Here is a 20,401-nt window from a genome sequence, read left to right on the forward strand (position 1 = left end):
TGGCGCGGATGCGCCGGGAAAGGAGGCAGGCATGAGCGACACGAGGCCTTTCACCCCTGACATGCTGGCGGACCGCTGGGGCTGCTCGGCCGAGACCGTGCGCCAGCTGGTCAAGTCCGGCCGCTTGTCCGGGTTCAGGGTGGGACGCATGATCCGAATCCCAGCACGATCAGTGGAGGACTACGAATGCGCGAGTATCGGATCGGCCGCCTCAACGGGCGGTTCGTCGTCTCATGGTGGGAGGATGGAGCCCGAAGGCGCTATCGTCTTGACGCACGCACGCGAGCGGAAGCCGAGGTCGAGGCGCTAGACCGGATCCGCAGGGAGACCCTGCCCTCCGGGGCGACGACCGTCCGAGACCTGTGGGCGGCCTATCTTGCCGATCGCAAGGGCCGCCCGGTCGAGCGCAACATGCGGTCCAGCGGCAACGCGGTCCTGCCGCATTTCGGCGCGCTGCGGCCCGATCAGATCACGCCGGAAGCCTGCCGGAGCTACACCAAGGCACGGCGCAAGACGGTCTCCGTCGGCACCGTCTGGACGGAGCTCGGCCACCTGAGGACATGCCTGCTCTGGGCGGCCAAGCGCGGCCTGATCCAGGTGGCGCCGCACATCGAGAGGCCAGCCAAGCCGGCGCCGCGCGACCGCTATCTGACGCACGCCGAGGTTTCGAGGCTGATGGAGGCCGAGTGCGAGCCCCACATCAAGCTGGCGATCACCGTCCTGCTGACGACGGCGGCTCGCGTCGGTGCGGTGCTGGAGCTGACATGGGATCGGGTTGACCTCGAGCGTGGGCAGATCCGGCTGCGGGTGGAAGCCGAGGGGCCGCGGAAAGGCCGGGCGACGGTGCCGATCAACAACACACTCCGCGCCGCGCTGACATCCGCCCGCGCGGCCGCGCTGTCTGATCATGTGATCGAGTGGGCGGGCGGGCCGGTCAAGTGCATCCGCAAGGGCTTCCTGCGGGCGGTTTCCAATGCCGGCCTGTTGGACGTGACGCTGCACACCTTGCGCCACACGGCCGCGGTCCACATGGCCGAGGCCGGCGTGCCCATGGACGAGATCAGCCAATATCTCGGCCACTCGAACGTGCAGATCACCTCCAGCGTCTATGCGCGATTCTCTCCGCAGCATCTACGGAAGGCCGCGGATGCGCTGGAATTCGGGGCTCTGCGGGTCGTGAAATGACCGCGCGTAGGTTCAATGAACCCGAGCGCGTCTCGCACTTCCAGAAAAAACCGTGTGTTTTCATGGTGGGTGGTGAGGGGCTCGAACCCCCGACATCCTCGGTGTAAACGAGACGCTCTACCAACTGAGCTAACCACCCATCGCCTGCCCTCTACCCCAGCCGGAGGCCGGTCTGCAAGCGGGCAACGCCCGATCGCAGCCCGAAGGTCCCGATTCGCGGTGTGGGGAGAACGCGCACCAGACACCGACACTCCCGACGAGGAGCAGGGGGTGGCACGATCATTCCCCGATCCAGCGGCGGACGACGCAGCGCAGGTGAGGTGACCGCGCGGGGTGGCGCTGCGGAAGCCAGATCGAGGCGCCATGACGATGGAGCAACGCTCCCTCCACGCCGTGACCGGGCTTGCGATAGTGCCCGCCGATCCCATCGCCCGTCGGCCTGAGGCCCGGCTTATCTCAGGCCGGGGAGATCTCGAGCGCCTTCAGCCGCTCCCGGCCCTCATCGCGACGGCCAGCCTGCGCGCTACACCGGTGTGCCGGCCCCCTGCCCCGCGGCTTCGAGCGCCGCCACGAGTTCGGCCACGCGCGCGGCATTGTCGGCGGCGGGCGTCCCGTCGGCCTGCAGGAGGTTGTTCTCGAAGCCGATCCGCATCTTGCCACCTTTCCGGCTCGCGGCCACGAGGCACTCCGTCTCGTGCGGGCCGAAGGCGCAGATGGCCCAGTCCGCCTCGGGCAGCAGGTCGCGCAGGCGCTGGACCGGCGCCTCCAGATCCTCGGGAGCCGAGCGCTGGCCCGCCGTGTAGCGGCCGAGCACGATCAGCACCGCAAGACGGGCCTCCGGCACGGTGCCATCGGCCACGGCGGCCGCGAGGCCGGCCACGTCGGTAAGGTCGTAGAGGATGTGCTGGACGTGGCAGCCGGCCTCGGCGCAGAAGGCGAAGAAGCGGCGCGTCAGGCGCGGATCGGGCTCGGCCGAGATCTCGCGGAAGGCGATCGAGACCGAGGCCGGGCGCAGCCGCTCGACCAGCGCCCGCTGCTCGGCCGGCGTGTAGCGCCCCACCGCCTCGGTCGTGACCTGAACCGGAAAGCCCGGCGCTGCGCGGTCGAGCTCTGCCAGAAGCTCGGCATAGAGGCCCGCATCGAGCACATGCCGCCCCTCGGCATCGCGGACATGGGCGTGAAGCCCGTCCGCCCCCGCCGCCCGTCCGGCGCGGGCCGCCGCGACGATCTCGGGGATCGTCACCGGCAGGGCGGGATGATCGGCCTTGGTGAGCCGCGCGCCGGTCGGCGCCAGCATGATCCGGGGCAGCACCGCCATCAGCCGCGCCGCCCTGAGACCGGCGCCCCGTCGCGCCCGCTCATGCCGCGAGGGCGCGGTCGAGCGCGCCCGAGAGCTTGTCCACCAGCTCGTCGAGTTCGGCGTCCGAGATGATGAAGGGCGGCGCGAGCAGGATATGGTCGCCCCGCACCCCGTCGAGGGTGCCGCCCATCGGATAGCAGATGAGGCCGCCTGCGAAGGCCTCGGCCTTGATCCGGGCATGGAGCTTCCGCGCCGGATCGAACGGCTCCTTCGTCTCGCGGTCGGCCACCAGCTCGATGCCGCGGAAGAGACCGCGGCCGCGGATGTCGCCCACATGGGGATGCTGGCCCAGCCGCTCCTGCAGGAGCGCCTCGAGCCGCGCGCCCTGCCGCCGGACCGCCTGCAGGAGATCGCGGCCCTCGATCTCGTCCAGCACCGCATTGGCCGCGGCGGCGGCCATCGCATGGCCCATGTAGGTGTGGCCGTGCTGGAAGAAGCCCGAGCCCGCGGCGATGGCGTCGTAGATGCGGCCCTGAACCAGAAGCGCGCCGATGGGCTGGTAGCCCGCGCCGAGACCCTTGGCGATGGTGATCATGTCGGGCGCCACGCCATCTTCGGCGCAGGCGAAGAGATGGCCCGTCCGGCCCATCCCGCACATGACCTCATCGAGAATGAGCAGCACCCCGTGCCGGTCGCAGATCTCGCGGACGCGCTTGAGATAGCCCGGCACGGCCGGCACGGCGCCCGCCGTGGCCCCCACCACCGGCTCGGCCACGAAGGCCATCACCGTCTCGGGACCGAGGCGCTGGATCTCGGCCTCCAGCTCGTCGGCCACGCGCAGCCCGTAGGCCTCGAGGCTCTCGTCCTCGGCCCGGCCGCGATATTCGTAGCAGGGCGAGACATGGGAGGTCTCGACCAGAAGCGGCGCGAACTGGGCCCGGCGCCATTCGTTGCCGCCTGCGGCCAGCGCGCCGAGCGTGTTGCCGTGGTAGCTCTGGCGGCGGGCGATCACCCGGTGCCGGCCGGGCTGGCCCACTTCCATGAAATACTGCCGCGCGAGCTTCAGCGCCGCCTCGACCGCCTCGGATCCGCCCGAGACGAGATAGACCCGCTCGATCCCCTCGGGCGCCGCCGCCGCCAGCCGGTCGGCCAGACGCTCGGCCGGTTCGGAGGTGAAGAAGCCGGTATGGGCGAAGGCCAGCCGGTCCAGCTGGTCGTGGAGCGCCGCGCGCACCGCCGCGTTGGAATGGCCGAGGCAGGAGACCGCCGCCCCGCCCGACCCGTCGAGATAGCGCCGGCCCTCGGTATCGAGGATGTAGCAGCCCTCGCCCTCAGCGGCGACGGGAAGGCTGCCCCGGGTGGAGCGGCCGAAGATATGTCCGGGCATCGGGTCAGGTCCTTACGACATAGACGGATTGGCGGGCGTGACGCACCACGCGCGCGGCATTCGGGCCGAGGAGATAGTCGCTGAACTCGGGCCGGTGCGCGCCGATCACGATCAGATCGACCTCGAGCTTGCCCGCCGCGCGCAGGATCTCGTCATAGATCGTGCCGTGCAGCACATGGGGATGGACCGCCACCCCCTCGGGCACGTTATCGGCCACCCAGGCCGACAGCGCCTTGCCCAGAGCCTTGAGCGCCTCCTGCTCGTAGCCCTGCCGGAAGAAGCCCGAGACCTGTGCATAGCCATAGTCCGGCAGAACCGCCACGACATGCAGCGTCCCTTCGGGATCGAGCAGTTTCAGCGCCTCGTTCAGCGCCGCGGCGGGGGCCGTGGGATTGCCCAGATCGATGGGCAGCAGGATGGTTCTGGCCATGGTCTCCTCCTTGGTGCGCGCTCAGAAGGCGGGCTTGGTCTGCCGTCGCCGCTGAAGCGCGATGACGAGCCCCAGAAGCAGCAGCGCCGGAATGTAGAAGAGCTGCTTCGGCGGCCGGTGCGCGGGGCTTTGCAGCGACGAGACCTCGACCCGTTCGGTGCCGTAGAAGTCGAAGCCCTGCAGCTTCTGCTGGTAGTCGGTGCCGAACATCGGCTCGTCCATGTAGAGCCGCCCCTCTTCGGGCAGCAGGAGAAGCCCGGCCGCCTCCGCCCGTCCCGTGGCCGGCGCCTCGGCTTCGACCGTGTGGACCATCGTCAGCCGCGTGGGCCGACCGGTGGCGAAGTCCGGGCCCTGCACCACGAAGCGCACCGTCTCGCCGGGTTCGGCCGCATCGAAGGCCTGGGCAAGCTCGGTCGGCGGGCGTTCCTCGAAGCGCGGCAGGATCCGGTCGAGCCAGAAGCCCGGCACGAAGAGCGTGAAGGCCACGAGAAGGAGCGCCGCGCTCTCCCACAGCCGCGAGGGCGCGAGGAAGTAGCCCTGGGTCGCGGCGGCAAAGAGGAGCATCGCCACCGTCGCCACCGCGAAGACGCCCACGGCCTGAAGGATGCCCGCCCATGTCCCCAGATCGACGCCATAGAGGATCAGCGTCGGGTTGTAGATGAAGAGGAAGGGCAGCGCCGCCGTCCGCAGCGAATAGAAGAAGGCGGTGATCCCGGTGCGGATCGGATCGCCCCCCCGAGACGGCTGCGGCGGCGAAGCTCGCGAGGCCCACGGGCGGGGTCACGTCGGCCATGATGCCGAAGTAGAAGACGAAGAGATGCGCCGCGATCAGCGGCACGATCAGCCCCTCCTGCGCGCCGAGCGAGACCACGACCGAGGCCATCAGCGAGGAGACCACGATGTAGTTGGCCGTCGTGGGCAGCCCCATCCCGAGGATCAGCGAGAAGAGCCCCACGAGCAGCAGCATGATGAAGAGGTTGCCGCCCGAGAGCATCTCGACGAGGCCGGCCAGTTCGGTGCCGATCGGGGTCTTGGTCACGGTCGCCACGATGATGCCCGCCGCCGCCGTGGCGACGCCGATGCCGATCATGTTGCGCGCGCCCGCGATCATGCCCTCGATCAGGTCGCCGAAGCCCGCGCCGAAGGCCTGCCCCACATCCTCGCCGCGGAACAAAGCCTTCAGCGGCCGCTGAGTCACGATGATGAAGATCATCACCGCCACGGCATAGAAGGCCGACTTTCCGGGCGACTGCATCTCGATCATCAGGAACCAGACGAGGACGAGGATCGGCAGCAGGTAATGCAGGCCGGTGGGGAAGACCTCGGCCACCGCGGGGAGCCGGATCTGGCGCGCGTTCGGATCGTCGAGCGCGAGATCGGGCCGGCGCGCCGAGACGCGCACCATCAGCACATAGGCCAGGCCCAGCACGGCCATCACGATCCAGTCCGAGATCCCGGGTGCAGCCCCGCGCAGCGCCTGGATCGCCCAGACGAGGCCGGTGAAGGCTGCGCCCGTCACCACGAAGCCCACAGCGATCTTCGCGAACATGCGCCCGAGGTTGGCCGCCGGTCCGAGCGCGGGCATGTCCTGCTTCAGCGCCTCGAGATGCACGATATAGACCAGTGCGATGTAGGAGATCACCGCCGGGATGAAGGCGTGCTTGATGACCTCGACGTAGGAGATGCCCACGAACTCGACCATCAGGAAGGCGGCGGCGCCCATCACCGGCGGCATGATCTGCCCGTTGACCGACGAGGCCACCTCGACCGCGCCCGCCTTTTCCGACGAGAAGCCCACCCGCTTCATCAGGGGGATGGTGAAGGTGCCCGTCGTCACCACGTTGGCGATGGAGGAGCCGGAGATGAGGCCCGTCATGGCCGAGCCCACGACGGCGGCCTTGGCAGGTCCGCCGCGCAGCGCGCCCAGACCCGCGAAGGCCAGCTGGATGAAGTAGTTGCCGGCTCCCGCCTTGTCGAGCAGCGCCCCGAACAGGACGAAGAGGAAGACGAAGGCCGTCGAGACGCCGAGCGGAATGCCGAACACGCCGTTGGTGTCGAGCCACTGGGCATTCACGATCGAGGTGAAGGAGAGGCCCGAATGGGCGATGATGTCGGGAATGAGCCAGCCCTGCCCGACCCAGGCGTAGAGCAGGAAGATCGCCCCCACCACGGTCAGCGCGGGCCCGAGCGCGCGGCGCGAGGCCTCGAGGAGGAGCACGATCCCCACCGCGCCCACCACGATCTGGGTCTGGGTCGGCAGGCCTGCGCGCGCGGTCGCGGCCAGCTCGCGCGAATAGAGGAAGACATAGAAGGCGCAGCCCGCCCCCGCGAGGGCCAGCACCCAGTCGAGGATCGGCACCCGGTCGCGCGGCGAACTCTTCAGCGCCGGATAGGCGAGGAAGGCCAGCAGGATCGCGAAGGTCAGGTGGATGGGCCGGGTCTGCGACGAGTTCAGCACGGGCAGATACTGGCCGAACCAGAGCTGCGGCTGCGCGATCCAGAGCTGGAACAGCGACCACAGGAACGCCGTCGCCGCGATCAGGATCGCGACGGTGCGGTTGGAGGGATTTCGTCCGCCGCTGTCGGTGCTCGCGACGAGATCCTGAAGCTCCTCGTCGGTGAAGCTGCGGCTCTTCGGCTGGGTCTCGTCTGTCATGCGTCCCTCCTGCGCGAAGGGCCGCCGCAGCGACAGCTTACGGCGGCCCGGAGATCCCGCCCCGTCAGGGGCGCAGGATCACTTGATGAGGCCGGCCTCGCGGAAATACTTCTCCGCGCCCGGATGCAGAGGCGCCGAAAGGCCGTCGCTCACCATCTCCGACGGTTCGAGCTCGGCGAAGGCCGGGTGCAGGCTGCGGAACTGGTCGATGTCGGAGAAGACCGCCTTGACCAGCGCATAGACCACGTCGTCCGGCGTGTTGGCCGAGGTCACGAGCGTCGCGCCCACGCCGAAGGTCTGGGTGGGTTCGGCATTGCCGCGATACATGCCGCCCGGAATGGTGGCCTTGCGGTAGTAGGGGTTCGCCTCCACCAGCTTGTCGACGGCCTCGCCCGCGACATTGACCAGCACCGCGTCGCAGGCGGTGGTGGCTTCCTGGATCGAGCCCGACGGGTGACCCACGGTATAGACCATCGCGTCGATGTTGTTGTCGCAGAGCGCCTGGCTCTGTTCGCCGGCCTGCAGCTCGGAGGTCAGGGTGAAGTCGCCCATCGTCCAGCCGAGTTCCTTCATCAGCACTTCCATCGTGTCGCGCTGGCCCGAGCCCGGGTTGCCCACGTTCACGCGCTTGCCCTTCAGATCCTCGAAGTTGGCGATCCCGGCATCGGCGCGGGCCACCACGGTGAAGGGCTCGGGATGCAGCGAGAAGACCGAGCGCAGCTCAGGATAGGCGCCCTGATCGGCGAAGGTGCCCTCGCCCTCGTAGGCCTTGTACTGCACGTCCGACTGGGCCACGCCGAAGTCGAGCTCGCCCGAGCGCACGGCGTTGACGTTGTAGACCGAGCCCCCGGTGCTTTCGACGGCGCAGCGGATCCCGTGCTCGGCGCGGTTGCGCGACATCATCCGGCAGATCGCGCCGCCCGTGGGATAGTAGACGCCGGTCACGGCACCCGTGCCGATGGAAATGAAATTGTCCTGAGCGAGGGCCGGCGCCGCCAGTATGGCCAGCGCTCCCGCAAGCGCGCCCGCCAGAGCAGGTTTCCCTGTTCTCATGTTTCGTTCCTCCTGTTGGTCTTGGCCTCGGATGGGTAATGCATTTGTGATATTTCCCGACCAACGACAATGCAATTGAATTGTCTTGCCGGAGGACCTTCCTGTGGTAGCGTCCGCCGGATCCAACGGAATGCCGAACCGCCCGCCATGCAGCAGGAGACCGAGATCCGAGAGGCGCTGGCCCGTGTCGCGGCGGGCGATGCGCCGATCCTCCGGGGCTTCGCGGTCTGGCTGCTCGACAATCTCTCGGCCGTAGCCTTCAACTCGACCCGCAGCCTCGCGGCCCTCGCCGGCACCAACCCCAACACGGTGACGCGGCTCGCGCGCGAGATTGGCTTCGACGGCTACGACAGTTTCCGCTCGGCTGTGCAGGAGGTCGTGCAGCGCCGCAACATCCGCTACGGCGAGCGGGCCGAGGCGCTGCGCCACCGGTCGGAGGCCGACATCTGGGGCGAGGCGCTGACCGCCAACCTCGGCAATATCGAGACGCTCTTCTCGGCCGAGGGCATGGACCTGCTCGAAAGCTGCGTCGAGCCGCTGCTCGCCGCGCGCCGCGTCCATACGATCGGGGTCCGAAGCTGCTTCGGGCTTGCCCATTACTTCTCCTATGTCGGGGGGCGGGCCTTCGCGAACTTCATCGAGGTGCCGGTGACGCCGGGCGCCATCCTCGATCAGGTCGCCTCGGCCACGCCCGAGGATATCGTGGTCGCCATCACCTACGAGCATTATTCCGCCGAGGTGGTCCGCGCCTGCCATGTCGCGCGCAGCTGCGGGGCGCGGATCCTCGCGCTGACCGACAGCCATTCCGCGCCGGTGGCCGAAGGCGCCTGGAAGGTGGTGCGCCTGCCCATGGCCGGGCCGCAGATCCTGCCGTCGCTGACGGCGGCCTATATCGCGCTCGAGCTGCTCCTGTCGGCCATGGCCGCGCGCTCGCCCGATGCCGCGGCGCGCCTTCTGGGCTTCGAGGCGCGGATGGAGCGGTTCGGCGGCTATGTCCGGCACCGCTGAGAGCGCTCCGTGACGCGGCTCCGACCGAGGCTGGTGCATGACCGCGCTCGATGAGACTGCCTGTCCCTTCGTCCCGCGCATCCGCTGAACGGTCCGTCTCGGAGGCTGCCCCATCGGCCGGCGCACCGTGCAACCGATGCCTCCGCGGCGCCGCTCTCCGGAATTTGTGCGTTGCCTTGCAAGGACCTTACGCTAGCCTGATCGGAGAGGGCCACACGGCCGAAAGCGGGCCTGCGCCAGACCCTGCGGCACCGCTCGGTGCCTCGCCCCGGGCGGTCTGCCGCCTTCCCCCAACGCGGCCCTGCCGCCCAGACAAGGAGATCCCATGGCCAAGAAGATCTACTGCGCCTTCGGCACCGACATCGATTCGGTGGCGGGCTGGATCGGGTCCTACGGCGGCGGCGACAGCCCTTCGGACATCCAGCGCGGCATCTTCGCCACCGAGGTGGGCATCCCGCGCCTGCTGCGGCTGTTCAGGAAATACGACCTGCGCACCAGCTTCTTCATCCCCGGTCATTCGCTCGAGACCTTCCCGGACCAGATGAAGATGATCGTCGACCACGGCCACGAGATCGGCGCGCACGGCTATCTGCACGAGAACCCCGTCGCCATGACTGCGCAGCAGGAAGAGGATGTGCTGGTCAAGTCGATCGAGCTGATCGACAAGCTCTCCGGCCGCGCGCCGCGGGGCTATGTCGCCCCCTGGTGGGAGATGTCGGCCGCGACCGCGGGCCTGCTGAAGAAATACGATTTCAGCTACGACCACAGTCAGGGCTACCGCGACTTCCAGCCCTTCTATGCCCGCGTCGGCGACGAATGGAACGTGATCGACTATACCAAGCAGGCGCGCGACTGGATGCATCCGCTGAAGCACGGCCACGAGATCGACCTCGTGGACATCGCGGCCAACTGGTATGTCGACGATCTGCCGCCGATGATGTTCATGAAGAAGGCGCCGAACAGCCACGGCTTCGTCAATCCGCGCGATATCGAGGAGATGTGGCGCGACCAGTTCGACTGGGTCTATCGCGAGATGGATTATGCCGTCTTCGCCTTCACCATCCACCCCGACGTGTCGGGCCGGCCGCAGGTGCTGCTGATGCTCGAGCGCCTGATCGAATATATCAACGGCCACGAAGGCGTCGAATGGGCGACCTTCGAGGAGATCGCCGACGACTTCCGCGCCCGCTACCCGTTCGAGGGCAAGGAGCGGCCCGAGGTCATCTGAAACCGGAGCGGAGGCCCGACCATGTGCAGCGCCTGCGGCTTTCCCGCGGCCCCCGGACACTGGACCGACGCCGGGGCCGCGACCCCCGGCGAGCGGCTGCGCCTCCGCTTCACTCGAGTTGCGGCTGTCAACCGGCTGCTGGCGCCCTACGGGCTCAAGGCCCACGACGACGGGGCGACGCCGGGCCTCCAGCTTTTCGCGCCGGACGGCCGGCGCGAGCTGGTGGCCGATCTCGAGGCGCTCTGGGCCGCGGCGGGACGCATGGCCGGGGCGCCCATTGACCCACTGTCGCCGCGCGCGCTCGGCGATGGCTGAGGCGCGGCGGGACGGGCGGCTGCCGCTTACGCTCGTCGGAGGCTTTCTCGGCGCGGGCAAGAGCACCTGGCTGCGCCATCAGCTTCATGCCGGGCGCTTCGCCCGCCATCATCTCCTCGTGAACGAGGCGGCGGAGACGCCGGTCGACAATCTCCTGCTGGGCGGGGCCGCGCGGCTGACGCTGCTCGCGGGGGGCTGCGCCTGCTGCGAGGGGCAGGCGCAGCTGCGCGCCGCCCTGCGCGCGATCTGCGAGACCGAGAGCGGCCCGGAGGCGGGCGGGATCGAAGGGATTCTGCTCGAGACCTCGGGGCTGGCCGATCCGGGCGCCATCGCGGCCATGGTCGCGGCCGATCCGGTGCTGGTGCGCAGACTGGCCTTGGCGGAGACGCTGGTGCTGGTCGATGCGGCGCATGGGACGGCGCAGCTTGCCGCCGAACCGCTCGCCCGCGCGCAGATCGAGGCGGCGGGGCGGCTCGTGCTGACGAAGCCCGCCGCTGCGCCGGATCTGGCGCGGCTCGCGGCCACGTTGCGCGCCCTTGCGCCGGAGGCGGAGCTGTCCGCGGCCGAGAGGGGCGTGCCGGTGCCGCTGCCCGCGGGTGCGGCCGAGCCCTATCCTCTGCCCCCGCTTGCGGCGGCGGCTCCGATCCGGCCGCATCGGCTGCGCATCGGGGCGGAAGGAGGCTGGGTCGCGCTTTCGACCTGGCTCTCGGCGCTGTTGCAGGCCCGCGGCGAGGATGTGGTGCGGGTGAAGGGGGTCGTGCGCACGCCGGCGGGGCGGCTCCTCCTCCAGTCCGTGCGCCGGATGGTGCAGCCGCCCGAGACCCTGCCCGAGGGGGCCGACCTGCCCGGCCCCGCCCCGCCCCCGAGGAGGGAACGCTCGTGCTGATCGGGCGCAACATCGACGAGGAGCGCCTCGCCCGATCCTGGGAGCTCTACGGCGGGTGAGGCCGCCGTTCACGAAGCGCGAATGGCATGTGCGCAGGTACGCCCGGCATCGTCCGGAGCGGAGACCCAGATATGGCCTTTTTCCTATTTTGGAACATGAGGTTATTGGATCTCCCGCCGAGGGAACTCCCGCGACCACCGCCGACCGCCACGGCGTCGCCCCCGGCCGGATCCGGCAGGGGCGACCCGTCCGGCAGGGTGGCGCGCTCAGTCCTCGTCGGCCGCAATCTTCACGAGGATGTCGCCGCGTCCGTAGCGGCGCATGAGGATCGGCACGATCAGCGCCGCCGCCGCGAGCACCAACAGAGTGGCCGCGATGGGCGAGGCGATGAGCGTCGTGACATCCCCCTGCGCGATGGCGAGCGCCCGGCGCAGCTGCTGCTCGGCCATGGGCCCGAGGATCAGCCCGACCACAACCGGCGCGATGGGATAGCTGAAAAGCCGCATGAGATAGCCCAGCACGCCGAAGCCCAGAAGCATCCCCAGCTCGACCGGCGAGGGATTGACCCCGATCGTGCCGAGCGTGGCGAAGAGCAGGATGCCCGCATAGAGCCACGGCCTCGGGATGGTCAGCAGCCGCACCCAGAGCCCGATCAGCGGCAGGTTCAGCACCAGAAGCATCACGTTGGCGATGAGAAGGCTCGCGATCAGCCCCCAGACGAGCTGGGGATTGGTGGCGAACAGCAGCGGGCCGGGCTGAAGCCCGAACTGCTGGAAGCCCGCGAGCATGATGGCGGCCGTGGCCGTCGTGGGCAGGCCCAGCGTCAGGAGCGGCACGAGCGTGCCCGCGGCCGAAGCGTTGTTGGCGGCCTCGGGCCCCGCCACGCCTTCGATGGCGCCGTGGCCGAACTCCTCGGGGTGGCGCGAGAAGCGCTTCTCGGTGGCGTAGGAGAGGAAACTCGCGATATCGGCCCCGCCCGCCGGCATGGCGCCGATGGGAAAGCCGATCACCGTCCCGCGGAGCCAGCTCTTCCAGGATCGGGCCCAGTCCTGCGCGGTCATCCAGAGCGAGCCCTTCACCGCGACGGCCTCGCCGTCCCGATGCATCCCGCGGCCCGCCACGAACAGCGCCTCGCCGACCGCGAAGAGCGCCACCGCGAGCGTCGTCACCTCGATCCCGTCGAGCAGCTGCGGCACGCCGAAGGAGAGCCGCGCCTGTCCGGTCAGCTGGTCGATGCCCACCACCGCCAGCGCGAGCCCGATGAAGAGCGAGGTGAGCCCCCGGAGCGTGCTGTCGCCGAAGGCGGCCGAGACGGTGACGAAGGCCAGCACCATCAGCGCGAAATATTCCCGCGGCCCGAAGACCAGCGCGAGCTTGACCACCGTGGGCGCGATCAGCGCCAAAGCGATGGTCGCGAGAAGCCCCGCCACGAAGGAGCCGATGGCGGCGGTGGCGAGCGCAGGCCCTCCCCTGCCCGCGCGGGCCATCTTGTTGCCCTCGAGCGCCGTCACGATCGAGGCGCTCTCGCCCGGCGTGTTGAGCAGGATCGAGGTCGTCGAGCCGCCATACATGCCGCCGTAATAGATCCCGGCGAACATGATGAGCGAGCCCGCCGGATCGAGCCCGTAGGTGACCGGCAGCAGGAGCGCCACCGTCAGCGCAGGGCCGATGCCCGGAAGCACCCCCACCGCCGTGCCGAGCGTGACCCCCACCAGCGCATAGAGCAGGATCATCGGATCGAGCGCGACCGCGAGACCCTGCAGGAGGAAGTCGAACGTGCCCATTCAGCCTCCGTAGATCAGCCGCTCGGGCGGGCCCGAGGGCAGGTTCAGCGACAGGATCCCGTCGAAGAGGCCATAGACCAGCAGCGCGAAGATGAGGCCCGCAGGCAGCGCGATCCAGAGCCTCCGCTCGCCGAAGCCGCGGGCGGTGCAGGCAAAGAGCACGCCGCTCGCGATGGAGAAGCCCGCCACGGACAGCAGCAGAAGCTGGGCCGCGAGCCCGCCCACGATCCAGAGCACGGCCGGCACCTGCTGGCGCGGGCGGGGCTCGAAGCCCCCGCGCAGCGCCTCGACCACGGTCCAGACGGCCAGAGCCATCAGGCCCCAGCCGATCATCCGCGGCACGTCGGCGGGGCCCACCCCGCCGTAGCCGCCCTGCTGCGGCAGGCGATGCGCCTCCCACAGCAGAAGCCCGCCGAGGCCCGCCAAGAGCAGACCGATCACCACCGCGGCGCGGTCGGGGCGGCGCGGACTGTCCGGGAAGCGGTGCCTCATTTGACGAGACCGATCTCCCGCAGGATCCCTTCCGTTGCCTCCCTGTCCTTGGCCAGCTGCTCCGCGAAGGCGTCGCCGGCGAGCCAGGTGTTGGCCCAGCCTTTCGAGGCCAGCGCCTTCTGCCAGCCCTCGGACGCGTTCATCTTCTCGATGTCGGCCAGAATTGCGGCCTTCTGCTCGTCAGAGATCCCAGGCGCCGCAGCGATCATCCGCCAGTTCTGCAACACCACGTCATAGCCCGCCTCGGCCAGCGTGGGCGCATCGACCCCCTCGAGCCGCTCCGGCGCCGTGACGGCCAGAAGCCGCATCGTGCCCGCCTCGACCTGCGGCAGGAACTCGCTCAGCCCCGAGACACCCGCCGTCACCTGGCTGCCGAGGATCGCCGCCAGCGCCTCGCCGCCGCCCGAAAAGGCGATGTAGTTGATCTTCGTCGGATCGACCCCGGCCGCCTTGGCCAACAGCCCCACCGCGATATGGTCGGTGCCGCCCGCCGATCCCCCGGCCCAGGACACGGCGCCGGGATCCGCCTTCAATTGATCGACGAGCTCGCCGACCGTCTGGATCGGCGACGAGGCCGGCACGACGATGGCCTCATATTCCCCGGTCAGGCGCGCGACGGGCGTCACGTCATCGAGACCCACGGGCGAGCCGTTGGTGAGGATCGCGCCCACCATCACATAGCCGCCGACGATGAGCTGGCTCGGGTCGCCCGCCGCCGAAGCCACGAACTGCGCGAGCCCCACGGTGCCGCCCGCGCCCGGCACGTTCTGGACCTGCACGCTGTCCGAGATGCCTTCGGACCGCAGCACCTCCTGCATGGTGCGGGCGGTCTGATCCCAGCCGCCACCGGGCGCGGCGGGGGCAAGGATCGTGTAATCGGCAGCGAGCGCCGGCAGCGCCAGAGCGCCCGCCATCAGGCTTGCCAGAATGAAACGTGTCATGACTGTCCTCCCTCGTGGAACGTCGGTCCCGAGGCAGGGGCCGGTCCTCCTCCGGCGGCCTGCGACCGATCGTCACCGCGACAGTCTCATCCCGCGGACGTTCTGAAAAGCAGGAAAAGCCGCCGGGACCTCGCGGAAAACCGCAGGGGCGGGGTGGTGGATGGGAGGGTTTTCGAGGCGGCATCCTGTTGCGGGGCGAGCCGCGACGGCCCTGCCCCGCCCATGGGCGTGCCGTGCCTCAGCCGTGACGGCCGCGCGCCGCCGCTTCGATCTTCCGGTCGGTCTGATACTGGCTCAGCGCGAACACCGACCAGATGGCCGCCGGAAGCCAGCCGATCAGCGTCAGCTGCAGGATCAGACAGATGATGCCGGCAAAGGGGCGGCCGATGGTGAAGAACTGCAGCCAGGGCAGCAGAATGGCGAGGATCAGGCGCATGTCGATTGGTCCTTCTGTCTCCGAAGCCGGATCTAGGATCGAGGCGCCCGTTTTTCCAGTATTCCTCGGAGACGCGCCCCTCCATCCCCTCGGCGCATCCGGAACTGCGCGGTGCTCCGCATCTGGCCGAGGATTTGAGGTTTCGCGGCGAAAACCCCGCGGCGGAGAGAGGCGGGGACTGTCGGCAGAGGCGCTCATTCTTCAGGAATTTTGCGCGTTAAACAGTCAAGGATCCGATTCCACTCATGAATCTCACTCGGCCCTGAGCGTCACAAGTACCCGTTTCCGGGACACGTCGAGAGAGATCGAAGCAAGGGTACGCTCCTCATTCGGGAAGTCTGGTCCCGATAAGGTGGCTTGTCCAGCCCGAAGGTCCCGAGGGGCGAAGCCGGGTTTCCCGGCGTCCGCCCCTCGGAAAGCTGTGGGTCAACCGGGTTTCGCCGGCGAAACCCTCCCCGACGCCAGCAGCTTTCGCAACTCCTGCGCGACACGCTGCGCCAGCGCTTCGTCGACGTCGTCACCCTCCAACCGCAACAGGTAGCCCGGACCGTCGCCCGACCGCTCGATCTGGACCGTTGCTGCCACAGGAACCTGTTTACGGGGCGGGCGGCCGCCGCGCGACGGGTCCGCCACCGTCCCTTCGGCGGCCTTCACCAAGGGCTCCATCAGCAGCCACTCCGCCTCGGCATCGCCGCCCTGCCCCGCCGCCAGCGCCTCGCGCAGTGCTCCGGCGTAGCCCAGCCGCAGGGCGTGGGCCAGACGCAGGCCGGGCCGCTCGCCCAGCGTCGTGGCGAAACCCAGAAGATCGCCCAGCTCTTCATGGATAAGCGCGAAGCTGCGGATCTTCGACCGCTTCGCCTTCGAGGCCGCGCCGAACAGCACGTCGACCGCTTCCTCGACCGACCCGAACGCCCCCTGCCCCGCAGCGAGGGCCGCGATCCTGCCGCGCTCGTAAGGCGAGAGGTCAGAGCGGATCTCGTTTTCCTCGACCATCGCGACATAGGCTGCCGAGACGTCGGTCGGCCGCCGCACCAGCGCACGCACCCGGGCGAAGCGCCCGTCGCCCGTCTCGGCATGGAGCGAGCGCAGCGCCCACAGACGCCGCCAGCCGGAGATCAGACCGTAGCGCTCTCCCTGCCCCTCCGGCCGCTCGAACACCTCGACCGGCAACCGCAGCCCATGCGCTCGGATCGAGGCGCGCAGCTCGTCCATTTCCTCGCCGTCGATCTTCAGCCGGTCGCGCGTCAGATCATCGGCGCGGATCTCGGCCAGCGGGATCTCGAGCAGAAGCAACCCTTCGGCCTCGGCCTGCCTCAGCCGTGTGGCATCGGCGCTGTCCTTCGCGGCCGCGGCACGTTCGGCCGTGGGCATCGGCATGGCCAGCGAGGCCGCATCCGCCGCCACCTGTGCGATGGGCGGCCGCGTGCTGGTGGAGGTTTCGCGGGCGAAACCGGTCTCCAGCTCCTCGAGTTCTTCCGCCGAGGGAGCCTCAAGCCGTCTGCGCTTCGCCATTCTCCGCCTCCTTCTTCTCCATCGCCTGATCGCGCCACCAGGACCCGATCAGGATCTCCTTGAACTCCGCATAGGTCCGATCGAAGGTCTCGCGGCCCCGCACATAGGTCTCGCGGTTGAAATCGCGGTAGTCGGCCTCGTAGATGCCGTTCACCTGCTCTCCCGCCTGGCCCACCAGCGCGGTGAAGTCCTGCCGATAGGCGTTCATGAAATCGCCGAAATAGGCCTGCACCACGTTCGCCAGATCGGTCTGCTGGTTCGCGTCGAAACGAGTGATGAGCGCGCGCACCACGTCCCACTCGAATTTCATCTCCGGCAGCCCCGCCGTCCGACGCGCCGCGTTCTCGCCGTCCTCGATCGAGGCGAAGGTCGAGTACAGCATGTCGAAGAAGCGGCCCGTGGAATCGAACTCGAGGAAGGACGCCCCCAGCGGCACGAGCAGAATGTCGGCCGCGGCCAGCGCGTTGATCGTAAGGTACCCAAGTGCAGGAGGCGTATCGAGCAGGATGATGTCATAATCCCGCAGAAGCCCCTCACGCCCCAGAAACCCGGTGAGTGCGTCCCACAGGGGCCAGCGCCGCAGCATCATGCGCCAGACCGGAACCTGAAACTCGGCCCAGTAGAGGTTCAGCTGCGCGCCGATCAAGTCGATGTTCGGCCAGTGCGTCTTCTGCACCACGTCGGCCGCCGTGATCTTCAGCGCCTCGGTCAGGGTTTCGTCGAGGGGCAGGGGGCCTTCGCCCTTCGCTTCCCGGACCTCGTTCTCCTCCCGCACATGGAGCGCATAGTCCTTGGCCAGCAGCGGGAAGACCGTCTGCCATTCGTCGGCCACCCTGCCGCCCATGATGGAGGTCATCGAGCCCTGGCTGTCGAGATCGATCACCAGTACCCGGTAGCCATCGAGCGCCGCCGACATGGCGAGATGGGCGGCAGTCGAGGTTTTGCCCACACCGCCCTTGAAGTTCGCGACCGCCACGACCTTGGCCGGCAGCCCCTTCGGGCGATAAGGGCGATATTCCTTCTTGGCGGCCCCTTCCTCCGCGAAGAAGTTTCGCAGCGCGAGCACTTCCTCGAGGGTGAACCATTTTGCGCCGCCTTCGCCTTCGCCTTGCGGAAGCTCGGGATTGTTGCGAAGGACCCGTCGCAGGTGCGACGATGCCACGGGAATCAGATAGCGGCAGATCTCCCATGTCGAGAACTTGCGCAGCCGCTTCTTGCCGTCTGGCGCATAGCCTTTGCGGGCGAGATCGTCCCGCCCGCGCGCGCAGAAGGCCGCCGCCTTCGCGAATCGCGTCGTGTCCACCGGTCGTCCGAGCTTTGCAGCGGCCGAGGCTGGATCAAGGTTGAAGTAGGGCGGCAGAGATAAGTCCGTCTTGCGTGTCATGTCCGACTGTCCACTCGATGTCACATGTTTCGGTGCCTGTTTTGAAAACTATGGCACATCGCGCTGCTGCCGGGAACAGCCTTCGAACTAGAGACATGGGAAGGGTCGTGAGGCCGGTTTCGCAGGCGAAACTCCCTCAACATCGGATGAAAACACACAGCCGCGGATGTGAAAGCTTGTTTGTTCTTTCAGAACTTGAGAGTCTTTCCGCAGATATTTTGCATCTCCTTCAGTGCTTTACTCTAAACTGGGAACCCATCCACGGGTTGATCGGCACCGGTTTGCAGGACCGAGGGCACCCGTCAACAGGGGCAAGAGCATCCGATTCCGGGCTCACAGGCACCAGAATCCGGCTCTGATTCGACCCATGTGCATCCCGATTCGCACTTTCAAGCGGTTAGCGGACGTTCTTGGAGCGTACCGGGAGGCGCCGTCCGGGCGCTCGTCCTGTAGACAGGTCCCCAAGGCATCCGTCGAGCGTCGACAGGGACCCGTTTACGGGAGGCCGTTTCAGGCCCCGATGGGTACCTGAACGTGGCTTGAGGCAGGGTCCCTTTTCCGGCATCATGAGGGCGAGCAGAAAAAGGGCAGGGGCATGGCGCAGAAGATCGCTGGCCGGAGCAGGGCGACCGAGGGCGCGCTGCGCGACATTCCACGCGATGCGCTCACGGGCGCATTGCGACGCGAGTCGGTGAAGAAGAACGTGGCGGCGATCCACGTTTCGGGGAAACTCACGCTTCTGCAGCGCAAGCTGTCGAACGTGCTGCTCCTCAACGCCTACGACCATCTGATCACCCGGCCGAAGCATGCGATCGATGCCCGCACGCTCTGCCTGATGATCGGCTACAATTCGAACGATATGGAGACCCTGAAGGCCTCGCTGCGCAGCCTCGCCGAGACGGTTGCCGAGTGGGACATGCTGGACCAGAAGGGGCGGCAGGAATGGGGCGTCTCTTCTCTCCTTTCCTATGCGAAGCTCTCGGGCGGGATCTGCGAATATGCCTATTCCCCGGCCCTGGCCGAGAAGCTGCACGATCCGAAGGTCTTCGCGCTCATCAACCTGAACATCCAGCGGCGCTTCACGTCGGGGCACGCGCTTGCCCTCTATGAGAACTGCTTCCGCTTCGTGCGCACGGGCTCGACCGGCTGGTGGCCCATCGACATCTTCCGGCGGCTCATGGGCGTGGACGACAGCGCCTATTACGAGAATTTCAAGCAGCTCAACGCCAAGATCATCAAGCCCGCGGTGGCCGAGGTGAACAAGAGTTCGAACATCATCGTCACGCCCGAGTTCCGCAAGATGGCGCGCGCCGTCACCGACGTGCGCTTCCTCATCAAGGAGAACCCGCAGCTCGCCATGTTCGAGATCGACGACGGCGAGGCCATGCGCAGCTCGCGCACCTACCAGCGGCTGATCGCGGTGGGGGTCGGCGACAGGCTGGCCCGGCAGTGGATCGCCGAGCATGGCGAGAGCCACGTCGCCGAGAAGCTCGACTATGTCGCGGGGCAGGGCAGGGTGACGAGCCCGGTGCGCTATCTCTCGGCCGCGCTGCGCGACGATTACGCGACATCCGCCACGCCCGAGCCCTCGCCCGAAGCGGTGGAGGCCGCGGCCCGACGCCGGGCTGCGGAAGAAGAGCAGGCGCGCGCGGAGGCCGCGCGTGAGGCGGCCGTCGCGGCCGAGCGTCGGAACCGCTCGGAGCGACTCGCGCGGGTGCGGGCGGTTGCCGATTCCCGGAACCCGACTCAGCGGGACGCGGACCGTCGTCTGTTTCTGCGCCGTCTCGAGGGGGATCTGGAGCGGGCCGATTTTGCGAGGCTGGGTTGGGGATCTGCGCTGAATGCGCGGGCGATCTTTGCCTTCTGGGAGGAGCTGGAGCCGGGGATTTTCGAGGGAATCGCGGCCTGAGGTCCGGGCGGGGCAGGGGCGGGCAGGCGGTGCGGCGGCTCCGGTGAAGTCCTTGCGGATCAGCGGGTTGCGAGGAATTTCCATGCGGCTGTCATTTTTCCTCTTGCGGGTTTTTTTGCGGTTCCCTAGATAGCGCCTCACCGAAGCGGAACGGCGACGGTGACGGGGTTGAGAGGCGGCGGTGCTGCCTTGAGGCTTTCGGAAATCTGGAAGATGAGGCGGACGGGATCGCTGGTTGACTGGCGTCTCGGTTTGTTTTGTCTTCTGCGCTCTTTGACATTGATGATGATGAAGGGATATGCGGGCGGTTTGGTCGTTTCGACGGCGGACCGGATGCATATCGGCTCACTAGCTTCGGCGATGATGTGGGTGAAAGCTTCACTGTCTTGTGGGTCACGTTACTTCGGTAACTTGGCACATGGACAGAAAGACCTCGGGCGATGCCCGAGGCAGATGTGCGAAGGTTCGACGTCAAGGACAGCGCTTCGGCGCTTT

Annotated in this window: 17 protein-coding genes, 1 tRNA gene and 1 pseudogene; 7 read left to right on the top strand and 12 right to left on the bottom strand. The window is 68.2% G+C overall.

Annotated elements, in window-relative coordinates:
• Positions 1 to 61: 61 nt before the first annotated feature.
• Both RSP_RS22780 and RSP_RS19725 read left to right on the top strand, forming a co-directional pair.
• On the top strand, positions 62 to 310 hold the full coding sequence (locus RSP_RS22780) for a helix-turn-helix domain-containing protein (protein ID WP_227590672.1): 249 nt from the start codon (positions 62 to 64) through the stop codon (positions 308 to 310).
• Positions 202 to 1,185 carry a tyrosine-type recombinase/integrase gene (locus RSP_RS19725; RefSeq protein ID WP_227590673.1) on the top strand — a complete coding sequence of 328 codons (984 nt, stop codon included), beginning with the start codon at positions 202 to 204 and terminating at the stop codon, positions 1,183 to 1,185. Before RSP_RS22780 ends, RSP_RS19725 begins: the two co-directional genes overlap by 109 nt.
• A 63-nt stretch (positions 1,186 to 1,248) precedes the next feature.
• On the opposite strand, the gene RSP_RS19730 is transcribed toward RSP_RS19725, so the two are convergent.
• The 6 genes and pseudogenes from RSP_RS19730 to RSP_RS19755 form a co-directional block, all read right to left on the bottom strand.
• A tRNA-Val gene (locus RSP_RS19730) sits at positions 1,249 to 1,324 on the bottom strand.
• 384 nt (positions 1,325 to 1,708) lie between these two features.
• Positions 1,709 to 2,503: a BKACE family enzyme gene (locus RSP_RS19735; RefSeq protein ID WP_011339634.1), complete on the bottom strand. Its 795-nt coding sequence runs from the start codon at positions 2,501 to 2,503 to the stop codon at positions 1,709 to 1,711.
• A 40-nt stretch (positions 2,504 to 2,543) separates the two neighbouring features.
• Complete coding sequence (locus RSP_RS19740) at positions 2,544 to 3,872, bottom strand: aspartate aminotransferase family protein (RefSeq protein WP_011339635.1); 1,329 nt, start codon at positions 3,870 to 3,872, stop codon at positions 2,544 to 2,546.
• 4 nt (positions 3,873 to 3,876) lie between these two features.
• Positions 3,877 to 4,302 carry a universal stress protein gene (locus RSP_RS19745; protein ID WP_011339636.1) on the bottom strand — a complete coding sequence of 142 codons (426 nt, stop codon included), beginning with the start codon at positions 4,300 to 4,302 and terminating at the stop codon, positions 3,877 to 3,879.
• A 21-nt stretch (positions 4,303 to 4,323) separates the two neighbouring features.
• Positions 4,324 to 6,958, bottom strand: a pseudogene (locus RSP_RS19750) (TRAP transporter permease).
• A 78-nt stretch (positions 6,959 to 7,036) separates the two neighbouring features.
• Positions 7,037 to 8,011 (bottom strand): TAXI family TRAP transporter solute-binding subunit, encoded by a 975-nt coding sequence (locus RSP_RS19755; protein ID WP_002723317.1) that lies wholly within the window; start codon positions 8,009 to 8,011, stop codon positions 7,037 to 7,039.
• Positions 8,012 to 8,158: 147 nt separating this feature from the next.
• On the opposite strand from RSP_RS19755, the gene RSP_RS19760 reads away from it, so the two are divergent.
• The 4 genes from RSP_RS19760 (at position 8,159) to RSP_RS19775 (ending at position 11,448) form a co-directional block, all read left to right on the top strand.
• Positions 8,159 to 9,019, top strand: a complete 861-nt coding sequence (locus RSP_RS19760; protein ID WP_002723319.1) for a MurR/RpiR family transcriptional regulator — start codon at positions 8,159 to 8,161, stop codon at positions 9,017 to 9,019.
• A 325-nt stretch (positions 9,020 to 9,344) separates the two neighbouring features.
• Positions 9,345 to 10,247 (top strand): polysaccharide deacetylase family protein, encoded by a 903-nt coding sequence (locus RSP_RS19765; protein WP_011339638.1) that lies wholly within the window; start codon positions 9,345 to 9,347, stop codon positions 10,245 to 10,247.
• Between the two features lie 21 nt (positions 10,248 to 10,268).
• Positions 10,269 to 10,562, top strand: coding sequence for a hypothetical protein (locus tag RSP_RS19770; protein ID WP_011339639.1), 294 nt, complete (start codon positions 10,269 to 10,271; stop codon positions 10,560 to 10,562).
• The gene (locus tag RSP_RS19775) at positions 10,555 to 11,448 is read left to right on the top strand and encodes a CobW family GTP-binding protein (protein ID WP_011339640.1); all 894 of its coding nucleotides are present in this window, start codon (positions 10,555 to 10,557) and stop codon (positions 11,446 to 11,448) included. Before RSP_RS19770 ends, RSP_RS19775 begins: the two co-directional genes overlap by 8 nt.
• A gap of 266 nt (positions 11,449 to 11,714) precedes the next feature.
• Here RSP_RS19775 and RSP_RS19780 read toward each other — a convergent pair whose 3' ends face one another.
• The 6 genes from RSP_RS19780 to RSP_RS19805 all read right to left on the bottom strand — a co-directional run bounded on the left by RSP_RS19780 (position 11,715) and on the right by RSP_RS19805 (position 17,997).
• Positions 11,715 to 13,232 (bottom strand): tripartite tricarboxylate transporter permease, encoded by a 1,518-nt coding sequence (locus tag RSP_RS19780; RefSeq protein ID WP_011339641.1) that lies wholly within the window; start codon positions 13,230 to 13,232, stop codon positions 11,715 to 11,717.
• Complete coding sequence (locus RSP_RS19785) at positions 13,233 to 13,724, bottom strand: tripartite tricarboxylate transporter TctB family protein (RefSeq protein WP_011339642.1); 492 nt, start codon at positions 13,722 to 13,724, stop codon at positions 13,233 to 13,235.
• Positions 13,721 to 14,665, bottom strand: coding sequence for a Bug family tripartite tricarboxylate transporter substrate binding protein (locus tag RSP_RS19790; protein WP_011339643.1), 945 nt, complete (start codon positions 14,663 to 14,665; stop codon positions 13,721 to 13,723). The genes RSP_RS19785 and RSP_RS19790 overlap by 4 nt, the downstream gene beginning before the upstream one ends.
• A gap of 238 nt (positions 14,666 to 14,903) precedes the next feature.
• Positions 14,904 to 15,101, bottom strand: a complete 198-nt coding sequence (locus RSP_RS19795) for a YqaE/Pmp3 family membrane protein (RefSeq protein WP_009566084.1) — start codon at positions 15,099 to 15,101, stop codon at positions 14,904 to 14,906.
• Positions 15,102 to 15,527: 426 nt separating this feature from the next.
• Complete coding sequence (locus RSP_RS19800; protein WP_011339644.1) at positions 15,528 to 16,613, bottom strand: ParB/RepB/Spo0J family partition protein; 1,086 nt, start codon at positions 16,611 to 16,613, stop codon at positions 15,528 to 15,530.
• Positions 16,591 to 17,997: an AAA family ATPase gene (locus RSP_RS19805; RefSeq protein WP_011339645.1), complete on the bottom strand. Its 1,407-nt coding sequence runs from the start codon at positions 17,995 to 17,997 to the stop codon at positions 16,591 to 16,593. The genes RSP_RS19800 and RSP_RS19805 overlap by 23 nt, the downstream gene beginning before the upstream one ends.
• Before the next feature lie 595 nt (positions 17,998 to 18,592).
• Between RSP_RS19805 and RSP_RS19810 the strand changes: the two genes are divergently transcribed.
• Entirely contained in the window at positions 18,593 to 19,906 is a 1,314-nt protein-coding gene (locus tag RSP_RS19810) for a replication initiation protein (protein WP_002723340.1), read from the top strand.
• Positions 19,907 to 20,401 lie beyond the last annotated feature (495 nt).

It is taken from the genome of Cereibacter sphaeroides 2.4.1 (assembly GCF_000012905.2).
GTDB lineage: Bacteria > Pseudomonadota > Alphaproteobacteria > Rhodobacterales > Rhodobacteraceae > Cereibacter_A > Cereibacter_A sphaeroides.